Here is a 25,226-nt window from a genome sequence, read left to right as displayed (position 1 = left end):
TCTGCCACGCCCGGCCGGGCTGTAGTGTGCCGGGTCCTGAAGGAGGGGCTTGTGGCGAGGCGGCGGTACGTGGCCAGAGGAGTGCCCGGGGGGTACCGGATCTGGGACAGCAGGGGGCGTAAGTGGTGGGGGGACCACTACGAGCTGTGCCCCGACGATCTGCTGGCCGAGCTGAACGGTCCCGCCGACCACGCGCGCATCACCGCGCTGCTGAAGCGCTACCGGGCCCTGAAGCGCTGAAGCGCTGAGCCGGCGCGGGGCCGTGGGCGCAGACCCGGGCGGACCCGGCGGCACCGGGCGCGTCGGGGTGGGGCCCGGGTGGGTAGGTCCCGGGGTATCGGTGGTCGGCGGAGGGGGCGTGGGGGATGGCGGCGGAGCGGGACGCGAGGACGGTGGAGATCGGGTACGCGCTGGTGACGGGGGTGTTCCTCGGGGCGGTGGCCGGGCTGGCGCTGGCGAGCCCGGTGCTGGTCCTCGGGCTGCGGGGCACGGCGATGACCGCCGTCCTCGGGACCGCCGCAGTGGGCGCGGTGGGGGTGTCGGGTGCCTGGGTGGTCCGGGTGCTGTGGCGGTTCGACCGCGGGCGTCGCCGGCCGGAGTGAGGCGGGCACGGGGAAGGGGCCGTCCGGAATCCGGACGGCCCCTTCCCCGTGTGGCCCGTCAGCCGCTGCAGCCGCCGCACTGGCACGGAGCGCCCGACTGGCAGCCGCATCCGCAGCCCGAGCCGCATCCGCAGGCGCCGAGCAGGGGCAGGAAGTCCACGCCGGCCGGGCTCGCTTCCTGCGGGGAGTCGGTCATGGGGGTATCGGCCATGAAGTGCCTCCTGGGGGACGTACGCCCTCGGCGTACGCGTGTCACCGGCGTACGGATCGCCGCCTGAGTCCATTGCACGGGCGGCAGGTCGCCGGCATCAACGGCGCAGGAACGGCGCATCCGCGCAAGCGCCCCCGCACACGCCCCCAGTGCCGCAACGCGCCGTCCGGGCGCCTCCCGCCCCCTGCGACACGGCCCCGGGCAGGAGGGTCACGCGCCCTCGACCTGCGTCGGCTGCTGGAGTTCGTCCGCGTGCTCGCCGGTGACCAGGTAGACGACCCGCTTGGCGACGGAGACCGCGTGGTCGGCGAAGCGCTCGTAGTAGCGGCCGAGCAGCGTCACGTCCACGGCGGTCTCGATGCCGTGCTTCCAGCGGTCGTCCATCAGGTGCTGGAAGAGCGTGCGGTGCAGCAGGTCCATCTCGTCGTCGTCCTGCTCCAGCTGCAGAGCCAGGTCGACGTCCTTGGTGATGATGACCTCGGCGGCCTTCGCCATCAGACGCTGCGCGAGCTGTCCCATCTGCAGGATCGTCGCGTGCAGGTCGTTGGGCACCGCGCGGTCCGGGAAGCGCAGCCGGGCCAGCTTGGCGACGTGCTGGGCCAGGTCGCCCGAGCGCTCCAGGTCCGCGCTCATCCGCAGCGACGTCACCACGATCCGCAGATCCGTGGCCACCGGCTGCTGCCGGGCGAGCAGCGCGATCGCCCGGGCCTCCAGATCGTGCTGGAGGTCGTCGACCTTCTGGTCGGCGGCGATCACGTTCTCCGCCAGCTTGAGATCGGCGTCGAGCATGGCCGTGGTGGCGCGCCCGATCGCCGACCCGACCAGCCGGGCCATCTCGACCAGGCCCTCGCCGATGGAGTCCAGTTCCTCGTGGTACGCGTCCCGCATGGGGTGTCCCTCTCTTGTACGACCGGGGTCCGGATGGGGCTCCGAACCCCCACGCTCCCACGTTCGGCCCCGCAGGGGTCCGGACCCTCCACCTCAAATGAACCGGCACTTTCTCCTCGGTGAACTCTGAGCGACGACTGTTCGAGGTGCCACCCGTTTGGCTGGGAGACCTCCCGGCACCCCGCATAACCTGGGAGGCATGGACGTGAACGCGGCGGTCGCCGCAGCAGCAGCGATTGCCGGTCTGTGCACCGGTGTCATCGCGGTGCTGGCGTTCCGCTGGAGCGAGCGGGAGCAGAAGCGCCCCACCCGCACCTCCCTCCACACGGACGCCGTGCTCCCGCCCGGCGTCGACACGGTCCTGTCCGTTCTCCGTTCCTCCGCGGTCGTCCTCGACGAGTCCGACTCGGTGGTGAAGGCGAGCTCGGCGGCGTACGCGCTCGGCCTGGTCCGCGGCGGCAAGCTCGCCGTCGAACCCATGCTGCACATGGCCCGTGACACCCGGAGGGACGGCGAGATACGGCAGGTCGAACTCGACCTGCCGCGGCGCGGCACCGGCCGGGGCGAGGCGCTGGCCGTCTCCGCCCGGGTGGCACCCCTCGGCTCCCGCCTCGTGCTGCTCCTCGTCGAGGACCTCACCGAGGCGCGCCGCATAGAGGCGGTGCGCCGTGACTTCGTCGCGAACGTCAGCCATGAGCTCAAGACGCCGGTCGGCGCGCTCTCCCTGCTCTCGGAGGCGGTCATGGACGCGTCCGACGACCCCGAGGCGGTGACCAGGTTCGCCGGCCGGATGCAGATCGAGGCGACCCGGCTCACCAATCTGGTGCAGGAGCTCATCGACCTCTCGCGGGTCCAGAACGACGACCCGCTGGAGGACTCCGAGCCGGTCCGGGTGGACGAACTGGTGGCGGAGGCCGTCGACCGCTCCCGGCACACCGCGTCCACCAAGCAGATCACCATGGCCTCGAACATGTGGTCGCCCGACGGGGGCGACCAGGGCGGTTCCGCCGACCTGCGGATCTGGGGCAACCGCGGTCAGCTCGCCGCGGCGCTCGGCAATCTCGTCGAGAACGCCGTGAACTACTCGCCCGCCCGCACCCGGGTCGGCATCTCCGCGCGCAGGGTCCCCGGACCGGGGACCGCGGGCGTGTCCCCGGGGTCCGGCCCCGGGCTGATCGAGATCGCCGTCACCGACCAGGGCATCGGCATCTCCGAGAAGGACCGGGAGCGGATCTTCGAGCGGTTCTACCGCGTCGATCCCGCCCGCTCCCGCGCCACCGGTGGCACCGGCCTGGGCCTCGCCATCGTCAAGCACGTGGCCGCCTCGCACGGCGGGGAGGTCACGGTGTGGAGTTCCGAGGGACAGGGCTCCACCTTCACCCTGCGGCTGCCCGAGGCGGCCGCCCGAGACCACTCAGGCCGCGATCGAGTCGTCAAGGACGACGACCGGCTCTACGACACCGACCCGAACAGCGAAATTCCAGCCCCGGAGGTCCTTCCGTGACCCGAGTGCTCGTCGTCGAGGATGAGGAATCCTTCAGCGACGCTCTGTCCTACATGCTCCGCAAGGAGGGCTTCGAGGTCGCGGTGGCGACCACGGGGCCCGAGGGGCTCGACGAATTCGAGCGCAACGGCGCCGACCTCGTCCTCCTCGACCTGATGCTGCCCGGTCTGCCCGGCACCGAGGTGTGCCGCCAGCTCCGCGGCCGCTCGAACGTGCCGGTCATCATGGTCACCGCCAAGGACAGCGAGATCGACAAGGTCGTCGGCCTGGAAATAGGAGCGGACGACTACGTCACCAAGCCCTTCTCCTCGCGGGAACTGGTCGCCCGCATCCGCGCGGTGCTGCGCCGCCGCGGGGAGCCGGAGGAGGTCACGCCGGCGGCCCTGGAGGCCGGCCCGGTGCGGATGGACGTGGACCGCCACGTGGTCACCGTCTCCGGCGGCAAGGTCGACCTGCCGCTGAAGGAGTTCGACCTGCTGGAGATGCTGCTGCGCAACGCGGGCCGGGTGCTGACCCGCATGCAGCTCATCGATCGGGTCTGGGGAGCGGACTACGTCGGTGACACCAAGACGCTCGACGTCCACGTCAAGCGGCTGCGCGCCAAGATCGAGCCGGACCCGGGTGCGCCCCGGTACCTGGTGACGGTCCGCGGCCTGGGCTACAAGTTCGAGCCGTAGGCCGCGCGGACCCTCCCGGGTCCGGATGTCCGTATACAGCCCGAGGGGGCGTCCACCGCGACGGTGGACGCCCCCTCGGGCCGTGTACGGGGTGCGGTCAGCCCGCCTCGGGGGAGGCGTCGCCGCCGGCGGCGTCCTCGGCCTCACCGGACGGGGAGCCCGACGGGGACCCGGAGGGGGAGGCGTCCGGCGAGCCGGAGGCGGACGGGGAGGGAGAGGGCTTCTCGGCCGGCGGGGTGGGCACGCTGCTGGGCCCGAACTCGGAGAAGAAGCCGCTCGCCGGGACGACGAAGGCCAGGAGGCGCACGTCGCCGGTCTCGCTGAAGCTGAAGACGATCTCCTGGGTGCGGCCGTCCTCCACGGCCTCGCGGCCGTCGGCGATCACGGCGGAGGCGTTGCCCTCGCCGCCGATGATCACGCGGCCGCCCGCGGGAACGGTCAGCGGGCCGCCGCCCTTGGCCGGCTTCAGCTCGACCTTCGCGTCGGAGCCGGGGAGCGTGATCGACTCCAGCGTCTGGGCCTTGGTGCCGTCGTTGAAGACGGTGACGGAGACGACGGCCGGGCCTTCGGCGTCGGACTCCGGCTGGGTGATGACGGTGCCGTTCTGCAGCTTGATGCTGTCGACGGCGGTCGCGGCGTTGTCCGGGCGGACACCCAGGGTCTGCGCGTTGTTGCCCGCACCGCAGGCGGAGAGCGAGGCGATCGAGAAGACGACGGCAGCGCCGGTGAGGGCACCGCGACGAAGGCTGCTGCTCACGGCGGCGGCATCTCCTTGGACGAGCGGACGTACGGACTGTGGAACGGCTGTCACCGGGCTGGGCGTCAGCTCGGGATCAGGTTACCGAGCGGCCCGTCACGCCCCGCACCCGACCCGCCCTTTGGCGTCACCCGGGGCCCGGCGGGGAACCGCCCGGGGTGAGGGGCGATTTTCGGACGAGGGTCCCGGGCGGCGGCCGGGAAGTGTGCGGAGGCCTTAGGCGGGGAGCGGTACACATGCTGTTCACATAACGTGAGTGATCAATTCTGTCGCGCGATCGGGTTTTCGGAAAAAGCGCGGACGGGGGCCGTGCCGCGATCATTGGTGATCAATTCGGGATTCGGCGCGGCACACCTCCGTACGAGTGACCGATCATCGAACGGAGTACGGGAAGTGGTCACCCCGTGGCTGGACAAATAGGGACTTTCAGCCCGTCGGGGGAGGGTTGTGCGAGGTGTAACGTGGGCGTTTCCGTGCGCCCGCGCAGCGGCTCCGACCTGCGAATACCCCCTTCCGCTCGTTGGCCGCAGCACGTTCCTGTCCGTGTTGTCAAGCCCTGAGATATGCCCTGACCTGCGAAAACGCCATTCAGAACACGCTGTGTTCGTGTTACCCTGGATAGCCACGGAAGGGGTACCTGTCACATGACGTTCAAGGTTGGCGACACCGTGGTCTATCCCCATCACGGGGCCGCGCTGATCGAGGCCATCGAAACTCGCCAGATCAAAGGCGTGGACAAGACCTACTTGGTGCTCAAGGTCGCCCAGGGCGACCTGACGGTTCGCGTACCGGCTGACAATGCGGAGTTCGTCGGCGTTCGCGATGTGGTCGGTCAGGATGGGCTGGACCGGGTCTTCGAGGTGCTGCGTGCACCCTATGCCGAGGAGCCGACGAACTGGTCTCGTCGCTACAAGGCGAATCTCGAGAAGCTCGCCTCCGGCGATGTCATCAAGGTCGCCGAAGTGGTGCGTGACCTGTGGCGTCGCGAGCGCGAGCGAGGGCTGTCCGCCGGTGAGAAGCGGATGCTCGCCAAGGCGCGCCAGATTCTGGTGAGCGAGCTCGCGCTCGCGGAGAACACCAACGAGGACAAGGCCGAGGCCCTGCTCGACGAGGTTCTCGCGTCCTGACGCACGATTGATGCCGCGGTGCCCGCTGACATGCTGGGAAGTCTCCAGCCTGTCGCCGGGCGCTGCGGCATGTCCGTCCCCGGACCGTCCGCACGGTGTGGTCCGTGGCACCGCCTCGCTGCACAGGACGCCCGTCACGGACGGTGCGTCGCCGATGTGATGCTGTGATGTGCCGGGCCCGGGCGCTGGCGCAGACCAGTGGTCACGGAAGGGTCCGGTCAAGGCGACGCGCCCGGCACTCCCACGACCTCTCGGCCGTGGGCATGACCAGGCCATACCCACGTCGACTCAGGAAACAAACCTCCGGAGTGCAACCGATGTCCGACCAACCGCGTCCTCGTCGCACCGCCGCTGTGATCCCGGCCGCCGGCCGGGGCGTGCGCCTCGGGCCGGGCGCCCCCAAGGCGCTCCGCACGCTGAACGGCACGCCGATGCTCGTCCACGCGGTCCGCGCGATGGCCGCCTCGCGTGCCGTGTCCCTCGTCGTCGTCGTGGCGCCGCCCGACGGCGCCCCCGACGTCCGGCGCCTCCTCGACTCCCACTCCCTCCCCGAGCGGACCGAGTACCTCGTCGTCCCCGGCGGCGAGACCCGGCGGGAGTCCGTACGGCTCGGCCTCGACGCGCTGCCCGAGGGCGTCGACATCGTCCTCGTCCACGACGCGGCCCGTCCGCTCGTCCCCGTCGAGACCGTGGACGCCGTGATCGAGGCGGTACGCGACGGAGCCCCGGCGGTCGTGCCGGCGCTGCCGCTCGCGGACACCGTCAAGGAGGTCGAACCGGCCTCCGCCGGCGAGCCCGAGCCCGTCGTCGCCACCCCCGAGCGGGCACGGCTGCGTGCCGTGCAGACACCGCAGGGCTTCGCCCACGAGACCCTCGCGGAGGCCCACCGGACCGTGACCGGGGACGTCACCGACGACGCCGGCATGGTGGAGCGGCTCGGCCGGAAGGTGGTCGTGGTGCCCGGGCACGAAGAGGCGTTCAAGGTGACCCGGCCGCTCGATCTCGTCCTTGCCGAGGCCGTACTCGCCCGCAGGAGGGCCAACGATGGCTTCTGACCGCCCGCTTCTCCCCCGCCTCCCCCAGGTGGGGATCGGCACCGATGTGCACGCCTTCGAGCGCGGCCGTGAGCTGTGGTGCGCCGGACTGCTGTGGGAGGACGCCGACGGCTACGGCCTCGCCGGGCACTCCGACGGCGACGTCGCCGCCCACGCCGCCTGCGACGCCCTCTTCTCCGCCGCCGGGCTCGGCGACCTGGGCGCGCACTTCGGGACCTCGCGACCCGAGTGGTCCGGCGCCTCCGGTGTCACCCTCCTCGAGGAGGCCGCGCGCATCGTGCGGGCGGCGGGCTTCGAGATCGGCAACGTCTCCGTCCAGGTGATCGGCGTGCGGCCGAAGATCGGCAAGCGGCGGGACGAGGCGCAGAAGGCCCTGTCGGCCGCGGCCGGGGCCCCGGTCTCCGTCTCCGGCACCACCACGGACGGCCTGGGGCTCACCGGGCGGGCCGAGGGCCTGGCCGCCGTCGCGACCGCCCTCGTGGTGCGCACGGCCTGAGCAGCCGCGAGCGCCGCGGCGTCCGGCACCCCGGTGCGGGGCGGGCGCGGCGCTCGCGGACCGGTGCGGGCCGGGTGGGGCGCTCGCGGATCGGCGCGGGGCGAGCGCGGCGTGTCCGGATCGGCGCGGGGCGCGTGCCGTGCGTGCGGATCGGTGCGGACGCAGGGCATGGGGCACTGCCCTTCGCCCACTACCCTGGTTGCGTGACCATTCGCCTGTACGACACCAGCGCCCGGCAGATCCGTGACTTCACCCCCCTCGTGCCGGGTTGTGTCTCGATCTACCTGTGTGGCGCCACCGTGCAGGCCGCCCCGCACATCGGGCACATCAGGTCGGGGCTGAACTTCGACATCATGCGCCGCTGGTTCGAGTACCGCGGCTACGACGTGACCTTCGTGCGCAACGTCACCGACATCGACGACAAGATCATCAAGAAGGCCGACGAGCAGAACCGCCCCTGGTGGTCGATCGGCTACGAGAACGAGCGCGCGTTCAACCACGGGTACGAGGCCCTGGGCTGCCTCCCGCCGACCTACGAGCCGCGTGCCACCGGCCATGTCCCCGAGATGGTCGAGATGATGCGCGGCCTGATCGAGCGCGGTCACGCCTACGAGTCGGAGGGCAGCGTCTACTTCGACGTGCGCTCCTTCCCCGGCTACCTGGAGCTCTCCAACCAGGACGTCGACGATCTGCGCCAGCCCGACGAGGGCGTCTCCGGCAAGCGCGACCCCCGTGACTTCGCCATGTGGAAGGCGACCAAGCCGGGCGAGCCGGACTGGGAGACGCCCTGGGGCCGCGGGCGGCCCGGCTGGCACCTGGAGTGCTCGGCCATGGCCCACAAGTACCTCGGCTCCGCCTTCGACATCCACGGCGGCGGGCTCGACCTGATCTTCCCGCACCACGAGAACGAGATCGCCCAGGCCAAGGCGTTCGGCGACGACTTCGCCTCGTACTGGGTGCACAACGCCTGGGTCACCATGAGCGGCGAGAAGATGTCCAAGTCGCTGGGCAACTCGGTCCTCGTGAGCGAGATGGTCAAGAACTGGCGTCCCGTCGTGCTGCGTTACTACCTCGGCACGCCGCACTACCGGTCGATGATCGAGTACAGCGAGGAGGCCCTGCGGGAGGCGGAGTCCGCGTTCGCGCGGATCGAGGGCTTCGTGCAGCGGGTCGTGGAGAAGGCCGGCGGCGTCGTGGCCCCCGCCGACGAGGTGCCGCCGGCGTTCGCGGACGCCATGGACGACGACCTCGGGGTGCCGCAGGCGCTCGCGATCGTCCACACCACCGTGCGGCAGGGCAACTCCGCGCTGGCGGCCGACGACAAGGAGGCCGCCGTCGCCCGTCTCGCCGAGGTCCGCGCCATGCTCGGCGTGCTGGGCCTCGACCCGCTCGACGAGCGGTGGAGCGGCGGCGGGGGCGAGCGCGGGGACGACCTCCACGGTGTCGTCGACACCCTGGTGCAGCTCGTGCTCCAGCAGCGCGAGGCCGCCCGGGGCCGCAAGGACTGGGCGACCGCCGACGCCATCCGCGACCAGCTCAACCAGTCCGGCCTCGCCATCGAGGACGGCCCCGACGGGCCCCGGTGGACCCTCGGGGCCCGCTGAGGCACGGAAGCGATGTGCCGCCCGGAGCTCCGGGCGGCACACTTCCTTACGTAGACCTCTACGCAGACACATTCGCCGACACATACGCAGACACACGAGGACGCGGACCCGATCTCCGTCCCAGCGAGCTTGACAGGAACAGGTAGATCATGGCCGGGAACAGCCAGCGCAGGAACCGCCGCACGTCCAACAAGAAGGGCGCGACGGTCGGCAGCGGTGGCAAGCGGCGCCGCGGGCTGGAGGGCAAGGGCCCGACGCCGCCCGCCTCCGCCCGCAAGGGGCACACCAAGAACCGCATCGCCAACGCCAAGGCCAAGCAGGCCCAGCGCCGCCCGGTCGCCCGCCGCGGCGGCAAGGGCACCTCGGAGATGGTCGTCGGCCGCAACCCGGTCTTCGAGGCGCTGCGCGACGGAGTGCCCGCCTCCACCCTCTACGTCCAGCAGTTCATCGACAACGACGAGCGGGTGCGCGAGGCGCTCCAGCTCGCCACCGGCCGCGGCAACATCCACATCATGGAGGCGCCGCGCCCCGAGCTCGACCGGATGACGAACGGGCTCAACCACCAGGGCCTGGTCCTCCAGGTCCCCCCGTACGAGTACGCCCACCCCGAGGACCTGGCGGCGGCCGCCTTCGACGACGGCGAGGACCCGCTGATCGTGGCGCTCGACGGCGTCACCGACCCGCGCAACCTCGGCGCGGTCGTGCGCTCGGTGTCGGCGTTCGGCGGGCACGGTGTCGTGGTGCCCGAGCGCCGGGCCGCCGGGATGACGGCGGGCGCCTGGAAGACCTCCGCGGGCACCGCCGCGCGGACGCCGGTCGCGCGCGCCACCAACCTGACGCGGGCGCTGGAGGCCTACCAGAAGGCGGGCCTCACGGTCGTCGGCCTCGCCGCGGACGGCGACACGGAGGTGGGCGAGCTGGAGGCGCTGGGCGGCCCGGTCGTCATCGTCGTGGGCAGCGAGGGCAAGGGCCTGTCCCGCCTCGTCGGCGAGACGTGCGACTTCCTGGTCCGCATCCCGATGCCGGGCGGTGCCGAGTCGCTGAACGCCGGTGTCGCCGCGGGCGTCGTGCTCTACGAGGCGGCCAAGCGCCGCTGATCCTCCGGGGCCGTCCCGGGCGGGCGGCCGCCGAGCCGGAGCCGGGGGAGACCCCGGCCCGCCGGGCGCCGGCCTCCGGGGGCGCGCCGGGGCGGTCCGCGTCGTCCGGTGCGGGTGCCGGTGCAGGTGCCCGTGCCCGGCCCGTGCAGCTGCCCGTGCGCGCCCGTCGGCTGCCTGCTGCCGCCGCCGGGCAGGGATCGGGGCGGGGTGTCCGGTCCGGTACGGGGCGGTCCGGGGGCAGGGGTGTCCGGTCCGGTACGGATCGGGGGCGGTGCGGTCAAAAAAGCACACAAGGGGCTCTTGACGGGTCTCGGACACGTAGCCCCTCCCGGGGCCGTGCCCTAAACCCGCGTCACTCGGTTAGATGAGTGTGGACACCAGAACACCCCGGTCCGGGTTCGACGATCAGCCTGCGCTGAGCATGATCAAGGTGCACTGCGATCCCGCGCAGGTCATCGTCAACCACGCCAGCTTCCGGGTGCAGCTCGGGCAGAGCCCGCGCCCCGCGCGCGCCCTGGCGGACTCCGCGCGGCTCGCCCCCTTCGGCGCGGCCGGCGGCGCGGGCGTGCCCGTCGGGGCAGGAGCCGCCGGCAGGGTCGTGCGGCGCAGGGCCCCCGTCGTGTGGAGCGGCAGATCAGCACCCGGGGACGCCGGTGCCACGGGCCTGCTGCAGGCGGTGCGCAACTCCACCCTGGAGCAGGACGACCCCTACAGCACCGGCTCCACCCAGGTCATCCCCCGGGTCGACCTGGCCGGCGACACCGTCCAGCACCCGGCGGTGACGGACGCCGCGCTCGCCGAGCGCCGGGACCGGCCGCTGCTGCCGCCCATGCGCCAGGCGGTCGGCGCCTACGACGCCCCGGCCCACGGCCAGGACTCCGGCGGATACCCGGGATACGGCTCCCCGTACGACGACCGGAGCACGGGGGCGTACGACCTGAGCCCGGACGACGGCGACGCGCGGGCCGGGAGCGGAACGCCCGCGGGCCACCGGGCGACCGGCGACCACACCCGGCACGCCTACTACCCCGGCCGCCGGCTGAACCTCGGCGTCGTCCTGCTTCCGCTGCGCATCCTGCTCGGCCTGATCTCGGTCTACGCCGGCATGGGCAAGCTCTGCGACCCCGTCTACTTCGACGGCGGCGAGCGCGGCTCGATGGTGCGGTGGCTCGGCTCCCTGGAACCGTGGACCCTCGCCGAACCGATGCGCGACTTCGCGCTGGCCCACCCGGTCGGAGCGGGCCTGACGGTGGCGTTCCTCCAGGTCATCGTGGGCGTGCTGACCCTGCTGGGTCTGTGGCAGCGGGTCGCCGCGGTGGTCGGCGCGCTGCTGTCCGCCGTGCTGATCCTCACGGTGAGCTGGCGGACCGTCCCCGTCTACGACGCGCCGGACTTCATCTTCCTCGCCGCCTGGTCGCCGCTGATCATCGCGGGCGCCCCCGTCTACTCCGTCGACGGCCGCCTCGCGGGCGAGGCGTGGCGCACGCTCGGGCCCCGCTCCGAGATCCGGGACCTGCGGCGCCGTGTCCTGCGGCGCGGGGGCCTGGTCGCCGCCGTGGTCGTCGGCCTGACGATGCTCATCGGCTCCATGCTCGGCGGGGCGGTCCGCTCCACCGAGATGGTCACCGTCCCCGGCCCCGGCCAGGACCCGGCCAACCACCTGCCGGGAGCCCCGCTCCCGCAGGAGTCCGGGGCCGAGCGCAGCCCGGCCGCGCGGAAGAACAGCCCGACACCCTCCGCCACCCGCTCCTCCACCCCGGAGTCCAAGGCGTCGACGCCCGCCCAGGACGCTCCGCGCGAGACGCAGAGCTCCGGCGGCCAGCCCGGCCGCTCCCAGGGGACCACCGGGGCGCCCTCGACCGGCTCCCAGCCGGCCCCGCCGCCGGCCACCGGTTCGGGCCCGGCCTCCGGCAGCACCGGAACCGGCGGCGGCACCACGGGCGGCTCGCCCGGCACCGGCGGCGGCTCCGGCGGCCCGGGCACCGGGTCCGGCGGCGACAGCGGCGGCTCCGACGGCGGCAAGGTCATCGGCGGCCTGCTCGGCTGACGCGGGCGGTCGTGAGAGGAGGGCGGCACCCCTGTCGGGTGACCGCCCTCCGGCGTCGGCGCGGGGAGCGGGCGACCGCCCGGCCGGGTTCTCCGTGCCGTCCCGGCCGGGTTTTCCGTGGGGCTGCTCGGCGGTCCGGGGCGCGACGCCGTGGGCGCCGGGCGCGGGCCGCCTGTCCGATGCCGTCGGCGGGCCTGGGCGGGCCTGGGGCTGTCCGATGCCGTCAGCGTGCCTGGGCGGCGAGTTCCTTCGCCGCCTCGCGCAGGTCCTTCGCCGTGTCGATCGCCCGCCAGTAGGCCCCCTGCGGCAGCGGGAAACCGGCGAGCCGCCTGTCCCGGGCCAGCCGCGGGAACGTGGTGCGCTCGTGGTCGCCGACATCGGGCAGCAGCCCGGTGAACTCCGCGGAGAACACGTACACACCCGCGTTGATCAGGAAGGGCGACGGCGGCGACTCGACGAAGTCGGTGATGTGGCCGAAGGTGTCGGTCTCCACCGCGCCCCACGGGATCCGGGGACGGGCCAGGGCGAGCGTCGCCGCGGCGTCGCGCTCCGCGTGGAACTCGGCCATCTCCCGCAGCGAGAAGCGGGTCCAGATGTCGCCGTTCGTCGCGTACCAGGGCTGGTCCGGGTGCGGCAGGGCGGCCGCCGCGTACTTGAGTCCGCCGCCGCGGCCCAGCGGCTCGGTCTCCACCACCGTCGTCACCCGCAGCGGCAGGTCGGCGTCGGCGAGCCAGTCCTGGAGCACCTCGGCGAGGTGGCCGCAGGAGACGACCGCGTCGGTCACGCCCTCGGCGGCGAGCCAGGCCAGCTGGTGGCCGATGATCGGCGTCCCCGTGCCGGGGATCTCCACCATCGGCTTGGGGCGGTCATCGGTGTACGGGCGCAGCCGCGAGCCCTGGCCGCCCGCCAGGACCACGGCCTGCGTCGGATGCGTAGGCGTTTGCATGCCGTGAACGATAGGCGCAGCCCGGAACCCGAAGAGGACCGGACCCGTGCGTACGGGTCCGGTCCCGGTGCCGGTGGGGTGCGGCGCGCTCGCGCCGGCGGGAGTTCCCGGGCCGCGGACGGTCCCGGGTGCCGTGGGTCAGTGGCCCAGGGCCTGCTGCGAGACACCGGTGGCGAACGACGTGTCGCACACCGGCCGGGAGAAGCGCTGCGCACGGGTCGGGCCGTACCGGTCGACCGCGGCCTTGCCGAGCTCGCGGGCGATCGACATGCAGTGCTGGGCGAGCGAGGGGCGTGCCTCGACCTCGCGCTGGAGCGAGGTGAGCGCGACGCCCGGGTCCTTCGCCTGGAGCTCGGTGAGCAGCCTGTCGCGCAGTACGTCCTGGGGGGCGCGGGACGCGGCGCGTACGGAGACGTTCTCGGACGACGCGGTGAGCATCTGCGACTCGGTCGACTGCCCGGCCCACGGAACGGTGGAGACCGCGAGGGTCCCGGAGAGCACCAGGACGACGGGCAGGACGAGGGCGAGGGTGCGGCCGATTCGGCGGGCTGTGTGGGTCACACGGGCGAGCGTAGCGGGCGGTGATGGTCTGGCGACATTCAGTCACTCACGTGGGTGATCGTTCGGCGCTCCCTTTCGATTGTCGTGTTGACGTCCTGGGGTGAAGTGCCCCGTTGTGCCGGGTATTTGTCGGACCGGCTTCCCGCCGCACACGAAGCCGGGCCCCGCACCTCGAGAGGTGCGGGGCCCGGCCCGGACGGCTCACCGCGACCGCCGCCGAGGCGACGGTCGCACGGGTGGGTGTCAGTCGCTGAGGCGCTCGCCCGTCGACGTCGAGAAGACGTGGAGCTCACCGGCGCGCGGGACGACGTGCAGCTCGCTGCCCTTGTCCGGGACGCTGCGGCCGCCGACGCGGACGACGAGCTCCTTGTGCTCGCCGCCGACCTGGGCGGAGCCGTACACGTAGCCGTCGGCGCCGAGCTCCTCGACCACGTTGACCGAGACCGCGAGTCCGGCCGGCGCGTCCTTGGAGAGGGTGCCCGCGGCGGTGCCGCCGTGCTCGACGACGTCGAAGTGCTCGGGGCGGACGCCGACCGTGACGGTCTTGTCGCCGCGCTCGGAGGCGGCGGCCAGGGCGTCACGGGTGACCGGGACGACGCTGTTGCCGAACTTGACGCCACCGTCGGTGATCGGGACCTCGACCAGGTTCATGGCGGGGGAGCCGATGAAGCCGGCGACGAAGAGGTTGGCCGGGCGGTCGTACATGTTGCGCGGCGAGTCGACCTGCTGGAGCAGACCGTCCTTGAGGACCGCCACACGGTCGCCCATGGTCATGGCCTCGACCTGGTCGTGGGTGACGTAGACGGTGGTGATGCCCAGGCGGCGCTGGAGGGACGCGATCTGCGTACGCGTCGACACACGGAGCTTGGCGTCGAGGTTCGACAGCGGCTCGTCCATGAGGAAGACCTGCGGCTCACGCACGATGGCGCGGCCCATGGCCACACGCTGGCGCTGACCGCCGGAGAGCGCCTTGGGCTTGCGGTCCAGGTACTCGGTGAGGTCGAGGATCTTCGCGGCCTCTTCGACCTTCTTGCGGATCTCGGCCTTGTTCACGCCGGCGATCTTGAGCGCGAAGCCCATGTTGTCCGCCACGGACATGTGCGGGTAGAGCGCGTAGTTCTGGAACACCATGGCGATGTCCCGGTCCTTCGGCGGCAGGTGCGTGACGTCGCGGTCACCGATGCGGATGGCACCGCCGTTGACGTCCTCGAGCCCGGCGAGCATGCGCAGGGAGGTGGACTTCCCACAGCCGGAGGGGCCGACGAGGACGAGGAACTCGCCGTCCTCGATCGCGATCTCGAGCTGGTCGACGGCGGGCTTCTCGGAACCCGGGTAGACACGGGTCGCCTTGTCGAACGTGACTGTAGCCATGCTGATGCTGCTCCTTCACCGGCAGGAACGTGCCGGACGATCCGAGTAAGGGAGTGGTGTAGTCCAACGGAGTGAACCTGCCGTGACGGTACCTGGCGAACCGGGTTCTGTCAGCAGTTGCCAGGCGGCGAAATTTTCGGCCGGCGCGGGGTGGGGGTTGGTTACACTGCTCTCGCTGCCTCCTTAGCTCAGCTGGCCAGAGCACCGCTCTTGTAAAGCGGGGGTCGTCGGTTCGAACCCGACAGGGGGCTCCAGGCGAAAGACCCCCGGCCGATCAGGGCCGGGGGTCTTTGACGTCCACGGCCGGCATCCACGGCTGGCATCAACGGCGGCGGTCGGGTCGGGGGCGGTCGCGAGCACGCGGATGGCTCGCTCTTCGGCAGCAGGCAGGATCACGTCATGTCGACCGACGTCAGTGGAATGATCGAGTGCCGTCCGGGGGCCCGGCTGTGGGGCCTGGACGACGAGGACACGGTCTGGGAAGCGGGTATCGATCTCCTCCTGCTGAACGGGGGCAACGCCTACGACGGTCTGGCGTGTCTCTTCGGGGTCCGCAACTCCTTCGGTTTCCGTCCGCTCGCCGAGGACCGTGGCTTCCCGGACGACGCGTCGGAAGGGCTGCGGCGTGAGTTCGCCGACTGCGGCGGTCCCGGATACGTGCACGGGACGACATGGGTGACCTGGGCCGAGCTGGCTGCCGCCGACTGGCAGGAGACGGACGCCTCCGGCACACGAAGCCGTGCGTCAGCCGCGGGGACCGACACGGACTGGGGACGGGTCTGGAGTGTCATGCGCATCCTCGGCGAGGTCCACGGCGCGGAGAACGTGCGCCTCGTCGTCTGGTTCCACTGACTCCATCCCATGGCGGCGGCGCGGAGTGCCTTCGCCGGCGTAGGCGAGGGGTGTGGATCAGCGCTGACGCATTGTTGGTGAACATGTGACCAACATCGCGTCCATCCGCGAGACTTGGGTGCTACGGGGGTGTTTCGGAGGACCTGGGGAGAGGTGCGTCGGATGGGGCGGCGTTCGGGTGGGTTGATTTCGTCGTGGGCCGAGGCGCAGCGCCAGCAGCAGCGGCAGCGCGAGGCCCAGCAGCTGGCGGTGTTACGGCAGCAGCGTGAGCACGACCGGAGGCAGCGGGAGCACGCGCGGGACATGGCGCGTATGCATCGGGAGCAGCGGGCCGCGTACCGCAGTCGTCGGGAGCAGGAGGTCCTGCTTCGTACGCAGGAGTTGGACGCGCAGGTCGCCGCGCTGGAGGGGCTGCTGGCCGAGGGGTGTGCGGCGGCTCCGTTCAGCACGGAGACGCTGCGGCGTGAGGAGACCGTCGAGCCGTTCGCCCCGGGTGCGCTGGCCCAGCCCGTGGTGATGCCGGACCCCTCCCGGTACCAGTCTCACGGGGGCGCCTGGACCGCCGCAGGCAGGGCGCAGGCCCAGCAGGAGGCGCGGGCACGCTACGAGCACGACTGGTACGCGGCGCAGGCGGCCGAGTCCCGGCGGCTCGCGGACCTGGAGACGTACCGCCGGCAGTACGACGCATGGGCCTCGGCCCGTCTCGCGGAGATCCGGACGCACAACGCCGGAATCACGGAGATGGTGCGGGCGCTGCGTGCGGACGAGCCGGACACCGTCGTCGAGTACTTCTCGGCCGCCCTCTGCGCGTCGGCCGCCTGGCCGGACGGATTTCCGCGCCAGGTCTCGGCCGCGTACGACCGTGCGGCCCGGCAGCTCGTCCTCGATTGGGAGCTGCCGGCCTACCAGGCGGTCCCCGAGGCGAAGGGCGTGCGCTACCTGGTGGGGACGGACCAGGAGAAGGTGGTGCCGCGACCGGTCGCCCAGCGCCGCGCGCTCTACCGCGACGTCCTCGCCCAGAGCGTGCTGCTGGCCGTGCGGGAGCTGTACGCGGCGGACGAGCCCGGCGTACTGGACGGGGTCGTGCTCAACGGCTTCGTCGACGACGTGGATCCGGCGACCGGCCGGGCCGGGCGGATCGTGGTCGCTTCCCTGTCGGTCGGCCGGGCGGACTTCCAGGCCGTGAACCTCGCCCTCGTCAGCGCGGTGGACTGCCTCACCGGCGGGCTCGGCGGGCACCTCTCGGCCCGCCCCGATCAGCGCGCCGCCGTCCGTCCCCTCCGCTCCCCGGCGCAGGTCGGGTCCGGGGTGGTGTCCCACGGGGACGGGGAGGAGCCGGATCTTCTGGCGATGGACCCGATCGCCTTCGAGGGCCTGGTGGCCGAGTTGTTCCGCGCGCGGGGCTTCCAGGCGATGACGACGCAGCGGTCGAACGACGGCGGAGTCGACGTGGACGCCGTCGATCCCGATCCCATCAGCGGCGGAAAGATCTTCGTGCAGGTGAAGCGGTACCGCAGGACGGTGCCGGTGGCGGCGGTCCGGGAACTGTTCGGCACGGTGCAGGCGGGTGGCGCCAACAAAGGCGTTCTGGTCACGACGTCGGGCTTCGGGCCGGGCGCCTACACCTTCGCCAACGGCAAGCCGCTGACCCTGGTCTCGGGCGCGGAGCTCGTGGAGCTGCTGCACACGCACGGCCTGCGCGGACGGCTCGGGGACGGTACGGGCCCGGCTCCCTCCGCCGCGGCGGCGCCGGAGCCGGACGTGCCGGATGCCTCCGACGGCTCCGACGACGCGGGTGAGGGGCATTTCGACGAGGACTTCAACGTCCTCGGGATGTCCTGGCGAGGCGGCGTCGCACTGGACGTGTGTGCGCTGGTCTGCACGGGAGGACGGGTGCTCGGGGACGAGCACTTCGTGTTCTTCAACAACCACGCGACGCCCGAAGGGTCGGTGCGCATGATGCGGTCCTTCGCCGGGGACCGTGCGGCGATCCGGGTCGACTTCGACCGGCTGCCCGCCTCCGCGGACCGGCTGGTGCTGGTCGCGGCGATAGACCCCGAGGTCGATCCGGAGGCCGATCTCGCGAGTTTCACGGATGCCGGCATCCGGCTGCGCGACGCGTCCGGTGCCGAGCTGGACCGGCTGGTGGTGTCGGACGGGCGGCCCGGCGAGACGGCCCTGGTCCTGGGCTCGTTCCGGCGACGGGCGAGCGGGGACTGGGACTTCGTGCTCGGTGGCAAGGGGTACACGGGAGGGCTGGAGGAACTGGTGGGGGACTTCGGTATCGAGGTGGCGTGACACCCGCGTGAACGGGCCGGGCGGCTGCGGCAGGGGTCTTCCCCGCGCCGCCCGGCCTGCTCTCGTGTCAGCGGCGCCCCGAGACGCGGTCCGCCCATGTCGCGAGGCGGGTGGTGGTCGGGGTGTGGGTGGTGGATTCGCGGCGGTCGGCGTGGCGGTAGGCGGCGTAGAGGGTGTGGACGCCGAGCCAGCGCAGGGGTTCGGGTTCCCAGGTGCGGACCTTGTGGCCGACCCAGGGGAGGGCGGTGAGGTCGGTGGGGCCGGACTGGCCGGAGTCCTGCTGGATGAGGTCGCGCAGGGTGCGGGCGGCGAGGTTGGCCGTGGCGACGCCGGAGCCGACGTAGCCGCCGGCCCAGCCGAGGCCCGTGGAGCGGTCGAGGGTGACGGTGGCGCACCAGTCGCGGGGGACGCCGAGGACGCCGGACCAGGCGTGGTCGATGCGGGTACCGGCGAGGCGCGGGAAGAAGCGGACGAGGATGTCGCGGAGTTCGCCGACGGTGGCCCGCTGGGTGCGGCCGTCGTTGTCGGTGGCGGAGCCGTAGCGGTAGGGGACGCCGCGGCCGCCGATGGCGATGCGGTCGTCGGCGGTGCGCTGGGCGTACATGTAGGCGTGGGCCATGTCGCCGAGCGCTTCGCGCCGCTCCCAGCCGATCTCCGCCCAGACGGAGGCCGGCAGGGGCTCGGTGGCGATCATGGAGGAGTTCATCGGCAGCCAGGTACGCCGGTGGCCCTTGAGGGAGGCGGTGAATCCCTCGGTGCAGCGCAGGATGTAGGGCGCGCGGACGGTGCCGTACGGGGTGACGGCGTGCTTGGGGCGGATCTCGGTGACCGGTGTCGACTCGTGGACGGTGACGCCGAGCGCCTCGACGGCCGCCGCGAGGCCCTTGACGAGTTTGACGGGGTGGAGTCTGGCGCCGTGCGGGGTCCAGCTGGAGGCCACCGCGCCGGTGACGCGGATGCGGTCGGCGGTGTCGCGGGCGCCGAGGAGTTCGCGGTCCTTCTCCCCGAAGGCGATCTCCACCGCGTGGAAGTCCTTGAGGCGGGCGAGCTGGGCCGGGGTGTGGGCGATCTCCAGGACGCCGCCCCGGTGGATGTCGGCGTCGATGCCTTCGTCGGCGGCGACGCGGACGACCTCGTGGACGGTGTCGTTCATGGCCTGCTGGAGGCGGACGGCCGCGTCGTGCCCGTGGAGTCTCGCGTAGCGGTCGCGTCCGGCGATGCCGTTGTAGAGCCAGCCGCCGTTGCGCCCGGAGGCGCCGTAGCCGCAGAAGCGGGCCTCGAGGACGGTGATGTTGAGGAAGGGGACGGCCTTCTTGAGGTAGTAGGCGGTCCACAGGCCCGTGTACCCGCCGCCGACGATGCAGACGTCGGCGGAGGCGTCGCCGGGAAGGGGCTCGCGGGGCGCGGGGGTGCCGTCCTGTGCGTACCAGAACGATATGCCGCCGTTGACGGTGTTCATGTGGATCGCCGCTTCCCTGCCGGTCCGGTGCCGCCGGACGGCGGCGAGCGTGTGCGCGTGGCGGGAATGTACTGCGCCCGCCGGCGGCCCGCGACAGGTGGTCCGTACGATCGCCGGGTGATCGAGATTCCCCGTGAGCTGGTCGCCTCCCTGCTGTCGTACGGCGAGGAGTCCGGGCGCGCGCTGCTGGCGGCGCTGCCCGGCCGGGCGGAGGAGTTCCTGGCGCGGTGGGGGCTGCGGGTCGACGGGCCGCCGCTCTGCGGACGGGTGTCGCTGGTGCTGCCGGTGGCCCGTGCGGACGGTACGCGGGCGATGCTGAAGCTCCAGGGGCGGGACGAGGAGACCGAGGGCGAGTGGCTGGCGCTGCGGACCTGGGCGGGCGACGGGGCCGCGCTGCTGCTGGACCACGACGCGGAGACCGGGACGCTGCTGCTGGAGCGGGTGGCGCCGGGCCGGCACCTCTCGTCGGTCGCGGACTCCCGGGCGGCGACGCGGATCCTCGCGGGGCTGCTGGCCCGGCTGTCGGCGGTGCCGGCGCCCGAGGGGCTGCGGCGGCTGTCGGACATCGCGGAGCGGATGACGGCCCGGGTGCCGGAGGCGGTGGAGCGGCTGGCGCTCGACGGGGAGCGGCGGCTGCTCCTGGACTGCGCGGCGGCGGTGCGGGAGGTCGCGGGGGAGCCGGGCGACCGGCTGCTCCACTGGGACCTGCACTTCGACAACGTGCTGGCGGGGCAGCGGGAGCCGTGGCTCGTCATCGACCCGAAGCCGCTGGCGGGTGATCCGGGCTTCGAGCTGATGCCCGCGCTGTGGAACCGGTTCGGGCACGGGGAGGTGCGGTGGCGCTTCGACCTGCTCACCGAGGTGCTCGGGCTGGACCGGGAGCGGGCGCGTGCCTGGACGCTGGGCCGGGTGCTCCAGAACGGGCTGTGGCGGTGCGAGGACGCCGAGGGGCCGGGCGGGGTCCGGCTGGACCGGGCCCAGGCGGCGATCGCGCGGGTGCTGCTGGGGCGGTAGGCGGGGGTGCGTCTGCCGCCGGGGCGGTGGGCGGGGTGCGTCGTGGGGCGGGAGGCCGCGGGGCGGAGCCGGTCGGCGGCGGCGGGGCGGGCGGGGCGCCGGCGTTCCGCGGGGCGGAATCGGCTGGCACCGGGGACGGGCTCCGGGGCAGGCTGTGGCCATGATTCGCACCGCAACCCCTGCCGACGTGCCCGTGATCCACCAGATGGTTCGGGAGCTGGCCGACTACGAGAAGGCCCTGGACGAGGTCCGGGCGACCGAGGACGACCTGCGCGAGGCGCTGTTCGGCGAGCGTCCGGCCGCGTTCGCGCACATCGCGGAGACGGAGGACGGGGAGGTCGCCGGGTTCGCCCTGTGGTTCCTCAACTTCTCGACGTGGCGCGGTGTCCACGGCATCTACCTGGAGGACCTGTACGTGCGGCCCGCCGTGCGCGGTGGCGGCCACGGGAAGGCGCTGCTGACGGAACTGGCGCGGATCTGCGTGGCCCGCGGCTACGAGCGCCTGGAGTGGTCGGTGCTCGACTGGAACGCCCCGTCCATCGCCTTCTACGAGTCCCTCGGGGCGAGGCCGCAGGACGAGTGGACGGTGTACCGGCTGACGGACGGGGCGCTCGCGTCGCTCGGGGGCGGGGCGGCGTAGTCCCGGCGGGGGCCTGGGCGGGCCGGGGCGGCGTGGTCCCGGCGGGTGCCTCAGCGGGCCGCGGGTTCGGGGACGAGGACGACCTTGCCCACCGTGGCCCGTGTCTGGAGCGCGCGGTGGGCGTCGGCGGCGCGGGCCAGCGGGAAGCGGGTGACGGCGGGACGCAGCCGGCCCGACGCGGCCTCCGCGAGGGCGCGGGTCTCCAGGGCGCGAAGGCCGCCGGCGCGTTCCAGCATCACGGGGCCGAGGACGTTCTGCGAGGTGATGCCGCGGGCGGCGAGCTCCTCGTCGGTGAAGACGGGCGGGGCGTCGGCGAAGCCCTGGCTGGACCAGCCGAAGACGATGATCCGCCCGCCCTCGCCGAGCAGTTCGCCGGCCGTGCGGGCGACGTCGCCGCCGACGGAGTCGTACAGCACGGTGGCGGTCCGGTCGCCGAGGTGGGCGCGTACCCGGTCCGCCCAGTCGGGGCGGGTGTAGTCGACGGCCAGGTCGGCGCCGCCCGCGCGGACCCTGGCGGTCTTCTCCGCGCCGCCGGCCAGGCCGACGACCTCGGCGCCGGCGTGCTTGGCGTGCTGCACGACGAGGGTGCCGATGCCGCCCGCCGCCGCGGGGACGAGCACGGTGTCGGCGGGGCCGAGGTCGGTGAACTGGAGGATGCCGAGGGCGGTGCGTCCGGTGCCGATCATGGCGACGGCGCCGGCCGCGTCGAGGCCGTCGGGGATCTCGTGCAGCCGTTCCGCCTCGGTGACGGCGAGTTCGGCGTAGCCGCCGGGGTTCATGCCGATGTGGGCGACGACGCTGCGGCCGAGCCAGGCCGGATCGGTGCCCTCGCCGACCGCGTCGACGGTGCCGGCGACCTCGCGGCCCGGGATCGTGGGCAGGTCGACGCGGGTTGGGTAGGGGCCCGGGAGCCCTTCCCGGAGGGCGGTGTCGAGGAGGTGGACACCGGCCGCGGCGACGGCGATCCGCACCTGGCCGGGGCCCGGTACGGGGTCCTCGACGGTCTCGTGGACGAGGTTCTCGGCGGGTCCGAAGGCGTGCAGGCGGACGGCGTGCATGGTGGGGGCTCCCTTGTGCGGTGGCGGGTACGCGCCCTCGGCGGGCGGGTACCCGGCCCACTGTTCTTCCTCAAGTGCGCTTGAGGTCAAGGGGGTGGTCCGGGCGGACGCCGCGCAGCGCGAGGGAGACCGCCTCCAGCCCGCTGTTGAACGCCACCTCGGAGAGCAGCCCCGGGGCCGCGACCTGGTCGCCCGCGAGGTAGACGCCGTCGCCGCGGTCGATGGCGGGCCGGTCGCGCCAGGTGGTCCCGGGCAGGTCGACCGCCCCGGTGCGGCCGGTCGCGACGGACGCCCGCCGCCACTCGGTGCGCTCGCGCCAGCCGGGGAATCCCAGGTCCAGCAGGGCTTCGGCATGGGCGACGCCGTCGGCCTTGGAGCCGTCGGGGCCGATCGGCAGCTGGCACTGGAGCAGCGACCGCCCGGCGGGGGCCAGTGAGCGGTCCTGCGCGGTGAAGCGCTCGACCCAGCCGGGGGCGTCGAGGTCGCTGACGACGAACGCGTCGCCCCGGCGGGTGCGGAGTGCGAGGTCCAGGAGCGTGGTGCGCCCGCTCGTCCAGCGCAGGCTGTCGTCCCGCAGGAGCACCCGGGCCGAGTCGAGGGAGGTCGCGACGACGACGGGGCCGTGGCCCTCGGGGAGCGCGTCGACCCGGGAGGTGGTCTCGATGCGTACGCCCAGGTCCCAGGCGCGGGCCGCCATCCGGTCGATCAGCGTGCCCCAGCCGCCGCGCGGGTAGTGGGCCTCGGGCGGCAGGGAGGTCGCGCGCCGGAGCCGTTCCTGGACGAAGCGGGCGGAGAGCGAGCCGGGGTCGTGGTGGAAGAGGGCGACGCCGGAGAAGTGGGCCGCGGCGCGGGCCGCACCGGGACCGGCGACCGTGGTGGCCCAGCTGAGGAAGTCCGCGTCGACCGGCGCGTCGGCGGCGGGGCGGCGGGCGATCCTGAGCATGCCGAGCGGCGGGGTCCGGCGCAGCGCGCCGCCGCGCCGGAAGCGGAACCGGGCGCCTTCCAGGGGCGGCACCGAGGCGATGGGACCGAGCAGTCCGCGCCGCTTCAGCCAGGTCCAGTGCGGGCCGCCGCGGTAGAGGGCGTGCGGGCCGTCGTTGGTGCGGTAGGGGCTCTCCGCGGTGCGGGCCCGGCCGCCGAGGGTGTGGTGCGATTCGTGGAGCGTCACCCGTGCTCCGGATTCCGCGGCGCTGATGGCCGCGGTGAGTCCGGCGAAGCCGCCGCCGACGACCGTGATGCTCTGCATGCTGATCTCCTCCGTGTCCGTGCTTCCCGCCGTCCCGCCGCGTTCCGCCGTCCTGCCGCGTTCCGCGTTCCGTGCGGCCCGGGGCCGGCGGGCCGGGTGGTGACGGCACCTGGCCGGTGCCGCCGGTCCGGCTCGCGCCGGTGTCCGGGGCGGGATCGCCGCCCCTTCGTACGGAGGACGGATCGGGGACGCGCGGATGTGACATCGGGCGCCCGGAAGGGCGTTGTCAGTGGTGCACGTCACCATGGTGGGCATGGCGAACGCGCGAGGCAGGACGAAGCGTGCGGCGGTGGCGGCCGCCCGCGTCGCGGAGGTGCGGCTGCCGCCCCTCACGCCCTTCGAGGGCGGTGGGCTGGAGCCGGACGGGGACTACGACGGGGTGGAGTTCACGGGGCTCGACCTCGGCGGGCAGCAGGGGGCGGGGGCCCGGTTCATCGACTGCGCGCTGCGGGAGTGCGCGCTCGACGGCACGGGGCTGGCGGGGGCCCGGTTCGTGGACAGCCTGCTGGAGGGCGTCCGGGGGGTGGGGACGGATCTCGCGGGGGCGTCGCTGCGGGACGTGGAGGTGCGGGAGGCGCGGCTGGGCGGGGCGCAGCTGCACGGGTCGGTGCTGACGGGCGTGGTGCTGAAGGGAGGGAAGATCGACTATCTGAATCTGCGGGAGGCGCGGCTGACGGATGTGGTGTTCGACGGGTGCGTGCTGGCGGAGGCGGACTTCGCGGGGGCGCAGCTGGAGCGGGTGGTGTTCCGGGACTGCGTGCTGCGGCGGGTGGACTTCGGCGTGGCGCGGATGAAGGACGTCGATCTGCGGGCCGTCGCCGAACTCGACATCGCGCGGGGTGTGGAGCGGCTGGCCGGAGCGGTGATCAGCCCGGCGCAACTGCTGGATCTGGCACCGGCGTTCGCGGCGCAGATCGGGGTGCGGGTGGACGACGGGACGGCCTGAGCCGCAGGCGCGGGGCGGAGCGGCGTCGCGCGCGCCGGGGCGGAGACGGGTTCAGGCGACGCGGGGGAAGCGTGCCTGGAGGTCCCAGACGGCCGGGTTGTCGGCAAGACCCTCGTGCATGTCGGTGAGGTCGGCGATCAGGTCGTGGAGGAAGTCCCGTGCCTCGCGGCGCAGCACGGTGTGCCCGAACGTCAGGGGAGGCTCGTCGCCCGGCATCCAGTCGGCCTCGACGTCCACCCAGCCGAAACGGCGCTCGAAGAGCATGAGGTCGGTGGACTCGGTGAAGTCGATCTCGGCGTACTGCGGCTTCGCGGCGCGGCTGCCGAGCGGGTCGCGGTCCAGCTGCTCGACGATGTCGCAGAGCGCCCAGGCGAAGTCGAGCACCGGCACCCATCCCCAGGCCGTGGAGACCTCGCGGTCCTCCTTGGTGTCCGCCAGATAGACGTCACCGCAGAACAGGTCGTGCCGCAGCGCGTGGACGTCCGCGCGCCGGTAGTCGGTCTGCGGGGGGTCGGGGAAGCGGCGCGAGAGGGAGTAGCCGATGTCGAGCACGGGATCGATGGTGTCATGCCGTTCGCCCGTGCCGTCGCCCCGGCCCGGTGCCTCGGGGCGGGGGCGGGGCGCGCATCGGCGGCGGTCACCGCGGCGGGCGGCGGGGGAGTCCGGCGGGGCGCGCTGTCCGGTGCGCCCCAGGGGCGCCGGCTGTGACTCCCGGGGCTGCGGTTGCCTCGGGGCTGCGGGTCGCAAGGCTCCCGGCGCTGCTGGTGCCG

The 25,226-nt window shown here is 73.2% G+C and carries 25 protein-coding genes and 1 tRNA gene; 16 read left to right on the top strand and 10 right to left on the bottom strand.

Annotated features, from left to right (window positions below; translation table 11 throughout):
• The first annotated feature begins 51 nt into the window (after positions 1-51).
• The gene (locus IAG43_RS14210) at positions 52-240 is read left to right on the top strand and encodes a hypothetical protein (protein WP_187741120.1); all 189 of its coding nucleotides are present in this window, start codon (positions 52-54) and stop codon (positions 238-240) included.
• A 125-nt stretch (positions 241-365) separates the two neighbouring features.
• Positions 366-602, top strand: coding sequence for a DUF6332 family protein (locus IAG43_RS14205; RefSeq protein ID WP_187741119.1), 237 nt, complete (start codon positions 366-368; stop codon positions 600-602).
• Between the two features lie 58 nt (positions 603-660).
• Here the strand turns inward: IAG43_RS14205 and IAG43_RS14200 are convergent, their stop codons facing one another.
• Positions 661-813 carry a hypothetical protein gene (locus tag IAG43_RS14200; RefSeq protein ID WP_187741118.1) on the bottom strand — a complete coding sequence of 51 codons (153 nt, stop codon included), beginning with the start codon at positions 811-813 and terminating at the stop codon, positions 661-663.
• Between the two features lie 210 nt (positions 814-1,023).
• The gene (phoU, locus tag IAG43_RS14195; protein WP_187741117.1) at positions 1,024-1,701 is read right to left on the bottom strand and encodes a phosphate signaling complex protein PhoU; all 678 of its coding nucleotides are present in this window, start codon (positions 1,699-1,701) and stop codon (positions 1,024-1,026) included.
• Positions 1,702-1,900: 199 nt separating this feature from the next.
• Between phoU and phoR the strand changes: the two genes are divergently transcribed.
• Together phoR and phoP are read left to right on the top strand one after the other, a co-directional pair.
• Entirely contained in the window at positions 1,901-3,205 is a 1,305-nt protein-coding gene (gene phoR, locus IAG43_RS14190; RefSeq protein WP_187741116.1) for a two-component system sensor histidine kinase PhoR, read from the top strand.
• Positions 3,206-3,210: 5 nt separating this feature from the next.
• Positions 3,211-3,882, top strand: coding sequence for a two-component system response regulator PhoP (gene phoP / locus IAG43_RS14185; protein WP_020610279.1), 672 nt, complete (start codon positions 3,211-3,213; stop codon positions 3,880-3,882).
• 97 nt (positions 3,883-3,979) lie between these two features.
• Here the strand turns inward: phoP and IAG43_RS14180 are convergent, their stop codons facing one another.
• Positions 3,980-4,639: a copper chaperone PCu(A)C domain-containing protein gene (locus IAG43_RS14180; protein WP_187741115.1), complete on the bottom strand. Its 660-nt coding sequence runs from the start codon at positions 4,637-4,639 to the stop codon at positions 3,980-3,982.
• A 644-nt stretch (positions 4,640-5,283) separates the two neighbouring features.
• Here IAG43_RS14180 and IAG43_RS14175 point away from each other — a divergent pair.
• From IAG43_RS14175 to IAG43_RS14150, 6 genes are all read left to right on the top strand, one after another.
• Complete coding sequence (locus IAG43_RS14175; RefSeq protein WP_003953493.1) at positions 5,284-5,766, top strand: CarD family transcriptional regulator; 483 nt, start codon at positions 5,284-5,286, stop codon at positions 5,764-5,766.
• Positions 5,767-6,083: 317 nt separating this feature from the next.
• Positions 6,084-6,821 carry a 2-C-methyl-D-erythritol 4-phosphate cytidylyltransferase gene (gene ispD / locus IAG43_RS14170; RefSeq protein WP_187741114.1) on the top strand — a complete coding sequence of 246 codons (738 nt, stop codon included), beginning with the start codon at positions 6,084-6,086 and terminating at the stop codon, positions 6,819-6,821.
• Positions 6,811-7,317: a 2-C-methyl-D-erythritol 2,4-cyclodiphosphate synthase gene (ispF, locus tag IAG43_RS14165; protein ID WP_187741113.1), complete on the top strand. Its 507-nt coding sequence runs from the start codon at positions 6,811-6,813 to the stop codon at positions 7,315-7,317. The genes ispD and ispF overlap by 11 nt, the downstream gene beginning before the upstream one ends.
• A gap of 203 nt (positions 7,318-7,520) precedes the next feature.
• Positions 7,521-8,921 carry a cysteine--tRNA ligase gene (cysS, locus tag IAG43_RS14160; protein WP_187741112.1) on the top strand — a complete coding sequence of 467 codons (1,401 nt, stop codon included), beginning with the start codon at positions 7,521-7,523 and terminating at the stop codon, positions 8,919-8,921.
• Between the two features lie 149 nt (positions 8,922-9,070).
• A complete protein-coding gene (rlmB, locus tag IAG43_RS14155) occupies positions 9,071-10,018 on the top strand; it encodes a 23S rRNA (guanosine(2251)-2'-O)-methyltransferase RlmB (protein WP_187741111.1) in 948 nt (315 codons plus the stop codon).
• A 421-nt stretch (positions 10,019-10,439) separates the two neighbouring features.
• Positions 10,440-12,065 carry a DoxX family protein gene (locus IAG43_RS14150; protein ID WP_246574323.1) on the top strand — a complete coding sequence of 542 codons (1,626 nt, stop codon included), beginning with the start codon at positions 10,440-10,442 and terminating at the stop codon, positions 12,063-12,065.
• Positions 12,066-12,288: 223 nt separating this feature from the next.
• Here IAG43_RS14150 and IAG43_RS14145 read toward each other — a convergent pair whose 3' ends face one another.
• The 3 genes from IAG43_RS14145 to IAG43_RS14135 form a co-directional block, all read right to left on the bottom strand.
• A complete protein-coding gene (locus IAG43_RS14145) occupies positions 12,289-13,011 on the bottom strand; it encodes a nucleotidyltransferase family protein (RefSeq protein ID WP_187741109.1) in 723 nt (240 codons plus the stop codon).
• A 138-nt stretch (positions 13,012-13,149) separates the two neighbouring features.
• Entirely contained in the window at positions 13,150-13,572 is a 423-nt protein-coding gene (locus IAG43_RS14140) for a hypothetical protein (protein ID WP_187741108.1), read from the bottom strand.
• Positions 13,573-13,815: 243 nt separating this feature from the next.
• Positions 13,816-14,943, bottom strand: coding sequence for an ABC transporter ATP-binding protein (locus tag IAG43_RS14135; RefSeq protein ID WP_187741107.1), 1,128 nt, complete (start codon positions 14,941-14,943; stop codon positions 13,816-13,818).
• 177 nt (positions 14,944-15,120) lie between these two features.
• Between IAG43_RS14135 and IAG43_RS14130 the strand changes: the two genes are divergently transcribed.
• From IAG43_RS14130 to IAG43_RS14120, 3 genes are all read left to right on the top strand, one after another.
• Positions 15,121-15,197 (top strand) — tRNA-Thr (locus IAG43_RS14130).
• A 145-nt stretch (positions 15,198-15,342) separates the two neighbouring features.
• Complete coding sequence (locus IAG43_RS14125) at positions 15,343-15,795, top strand: hypothetical protein (protein WP_187741106.1); 453 nt, start codon at positions 15,343-15,345, stop codon at positions 15,793-15,795.
• Between the two features lie 162 nt (positions 15,796-15,957).
• Positions 15,958-18,093, top strand: a complete 2,136-nt coding sequence (locus IAG43_RS14120; protein ID WP_187741105.1) for a restriction endonuclease — start codon at positions 15,958-15,960, stop codon at positions 18,091-18,093.
• A gap of 67 nt (positions 18,094-18,160) precedes the next feature.
• Here IAG43_RS14120 and IAG43_RS14115 read toward each other — a convergent pair whose 3' ends face one another.
• The gene (locus tag IAG43_RS14115) at positions 18,161-19,552 is read right to left on the bottom strand and encodes an NAD(P)/FAD-dependent oxidoreductase (protein WP_187741104.1); all 1,392 of its coding nucleotides are present in this window, start codon (positions 19,550-19,552) and stop codon (positions 18,161-18,163) included.
• Between the two features lie 66 nt (positions 19,553-19,618).
• Between IAG43_RS14115 and IAG43_RS14110 the strand changes: the two genes are divergently transcribed.
• Complete coding sequence (locus IAG43_RS14110; protein WP_187744454.1) at positions 19,619-20,566, top strand: aminoglycoside phosphotransferase family protein; 948 nt, start codon at positions 19,619-19,621, stop codon at positions 20,564-20,566.
• Between the two features lie 160 nt (positions 20,567-20,726).
• A complete protein-coding gene (locus IAG43_RS14105) occupies positions 20,727-21,206 on the top strand; it encodes a GNAT family N-acetyltransferase (RefSeq protein WP_187741103.1) in 480 nt (159 codons plus the stop codon).
• 50 nt (positions 21,207-21,256) lie between these two features.
• Here the strand turns inward: IAG43_RS14105 and IAG43_RS14100 are convergent, their stop codons facing one another.
• Together IAG43_RS14100 and IAG43_RS14095 are read right to left on the bottom strand one after the other, a co-directional pair.
• Positions 21,257-22,264 (bottom strand): zinc-binding dehydrogenase, encoded by a 1,008-nt coding sequence (locus IAG43_RS14100; protein WP_187741102.1) that lies wholly within the window; start codon positions 22,262-22,264, stop codon positions 21,257-21,259.
• Positions 22,265-22,334: 70 nt separating this feature from the next.
• Entirely contained in the window at positions 22,335-23,510 is a 1,176-nt protein-coding gene (locus IAG43_RS14095) for an NAD(P)-binding protein (RefSeq protein WP_187741101.1), read from the bottom strand.
• A gap of 244 nt (positions 23,511-23,754) precedes the next feature.
• On the opposite strand from IAG43_RS14095, the gene IAG43_RS14090 reads away from it, so the two are divergent.
• Positions 23,755-24,456: a pentapeptide repeat-containing protein gene (locus IAG43_RS14090; protein WP_187744453.1), complete on the top strand. Its 702-nt coding sequence runs from the start codon at positions 23,755-23,757 to the stop codon at positions 24,454-24,456.
• 51 nt (positions 24,457-24,507) lie between these two features.
• Here the strand turns inward: IAG43_RS14090 and IAG43_RS14085 are convergent, their stop codons facing one another.
• Positions 24,508-25,008: a hypothetical protein gene (locus IAG43_RS14085; RefSeq protein WP_187741100.1), complete on the bottom strand. Its 501-nt coding sequence runs from the start codon at positions 25,006-25,008 to the stop codon at positions 24,508-24,510.
• Positions 25,009-25,226 lie beyond the last annotated feature (218 nt).

This window comes from Streptomyces genisteinicus (assembly GCF_014489615.1).
Taxonomy (GTDB): Bacteria; Actinomycetota; Actinomycetes; order Streptomycetales; family Streptomycetaceae; genus Streptomyces; species Streptomyces genisteinicus.
The sequence above is the reverse complement of the archived record's forward strand: the minus strand, read 5'-3'. Positions and strand labels throughout refer to the sequence as shown.

Bases quoted from the DNA above. Each gene is read 5' to 3' on its own strand.
- IAG43_RS14205 (WP_187741119.1), top strand. From the start codon at position 366: ATGGCGGCGGAGCGGGACGCGAGGACGGTGGAGATCGGGTACGCGCTG.
- IAG43_RS14200 (WP_187741118.1), bottom strand. From the start codon at position 813: ATGGCCGATACCCCCATGACCGACTCCCCGCAGGAAGCGAGCCCGGCC.
- phoU (WP_187741117.1), bottom strand. From the start codon at position 1,701: ATGCGGGACGCGTACCACGAGGAACTGGACTCCATCGGCGAGGGCCTG.
- phoR (WP_187741116.1), top strand. From the start codon at position 1,901: ATGGACGTGAACGCGGCGGTCGCCGCAGCAGCAGCGATTGCCGGTCTG.
- IAG43_RS14175 (WP_003953493.1), top strand. From the start codon at position 5,284: ATGACGTTCAAGGTTGGCGACACCGTGGTCTATCCCCATCACGGGGCC.
- ispD (WP_187741114.1), top strand. From the start codon at position 6,084: ATGTCCGACCAACCGCGTCCTCGTCGCACCGCCGCTGTGATCCCGGCC.
- ispF (WP_187741113.1), top strand. From the start codon at position 6,811: ATGGCTTCTGACCGCCCGCTTCTCCCCCGCCTCCCCCAGGTGGGGATC.
- rlmB (WP_187741111.1), top strand. From the start codon at position 9,071: ATGGCCGGGAACAGCCAGCGCAGGAACCGCCGCACGTCCAACAAGAAG.
- IAG43_RS14150 (WP_246574323.1), top strand. From the start codon at position 10,440: ATGATCAAGGTGCACTGCGATCCCGCGCAGGTCATCGTCAACCACGCC.
- IAG43_RS14145 (WP_187741109.1), bottom strand. From the start codon at position 13,011: ATGCAAACGCCTACGCATCCGACGCAGGCCGTGGTCCTGGCGGGCGGC.
- IAG43_RS14135 (WP_187741107.1), bottom strand. From the start codon at position 14,943: ATGGCTACAGTCACGTTCGACAAGGCGACCCGTGTCTACCCGGGTTCC.
- IAG43_RS14125 (WP_187741106.1), top strand. From the start codon at position 15,343: ATGTCGACCGACGTCAGTGGAATGATCGAGTGCCGTCCGGGGGCCCGG.
- IAG43_RS14120 (WP_187741105.1), top strand. From the start codon at position 15,958: ATGGGGCGGCGTTCGGGTGGGTTGATTTCGTCGTGGGCCGAGGCGCAG.
- IAG43_RS14115 (WP_187741104.1), bottom strand. From the start codon at position 19,552: ATGAACACCGTCAACGGCGGCATATCGTTCTGGTACGCACAGGACGGC.
- IAG43_RS14110 (WP_187744454.1), top strand. From the start codon at position 19,619: ATGTACTGCGCCCGCCGGCGGCCCGCGACAGGTGGTCCGTACGATCGC.
- IAG43_RS14105 (WP_187741103.1), top strand. From the start codon at position 20,727: ATGATTCGCACCGCAACCCCTGCCGACGTGCCCGTGATCCACCAGATG.
- IAG43_RS14100 (WP_187741102.1), bottom strand. From the start codon at position 22,264: ATGCACGCCGTCCGCCTGCACGCCTTCGGACCCGCCGAGAACCTCGTC.
- IAG43_RS14095 (WP_187741101.1), bottom strand. From the start codon at position 23,510: ATGCAGAGCATCACGGTCGTCGGCGGCGGCTTCGCCGGACTCACCGCG.
- IAG43_RS14090 (WP_187744453.1), top strand. From the start codon at position 23,755: ATGGTGGGCATGGCGAACGCGCGAGGCAGGACGAAGCGTGCGGCGGTG.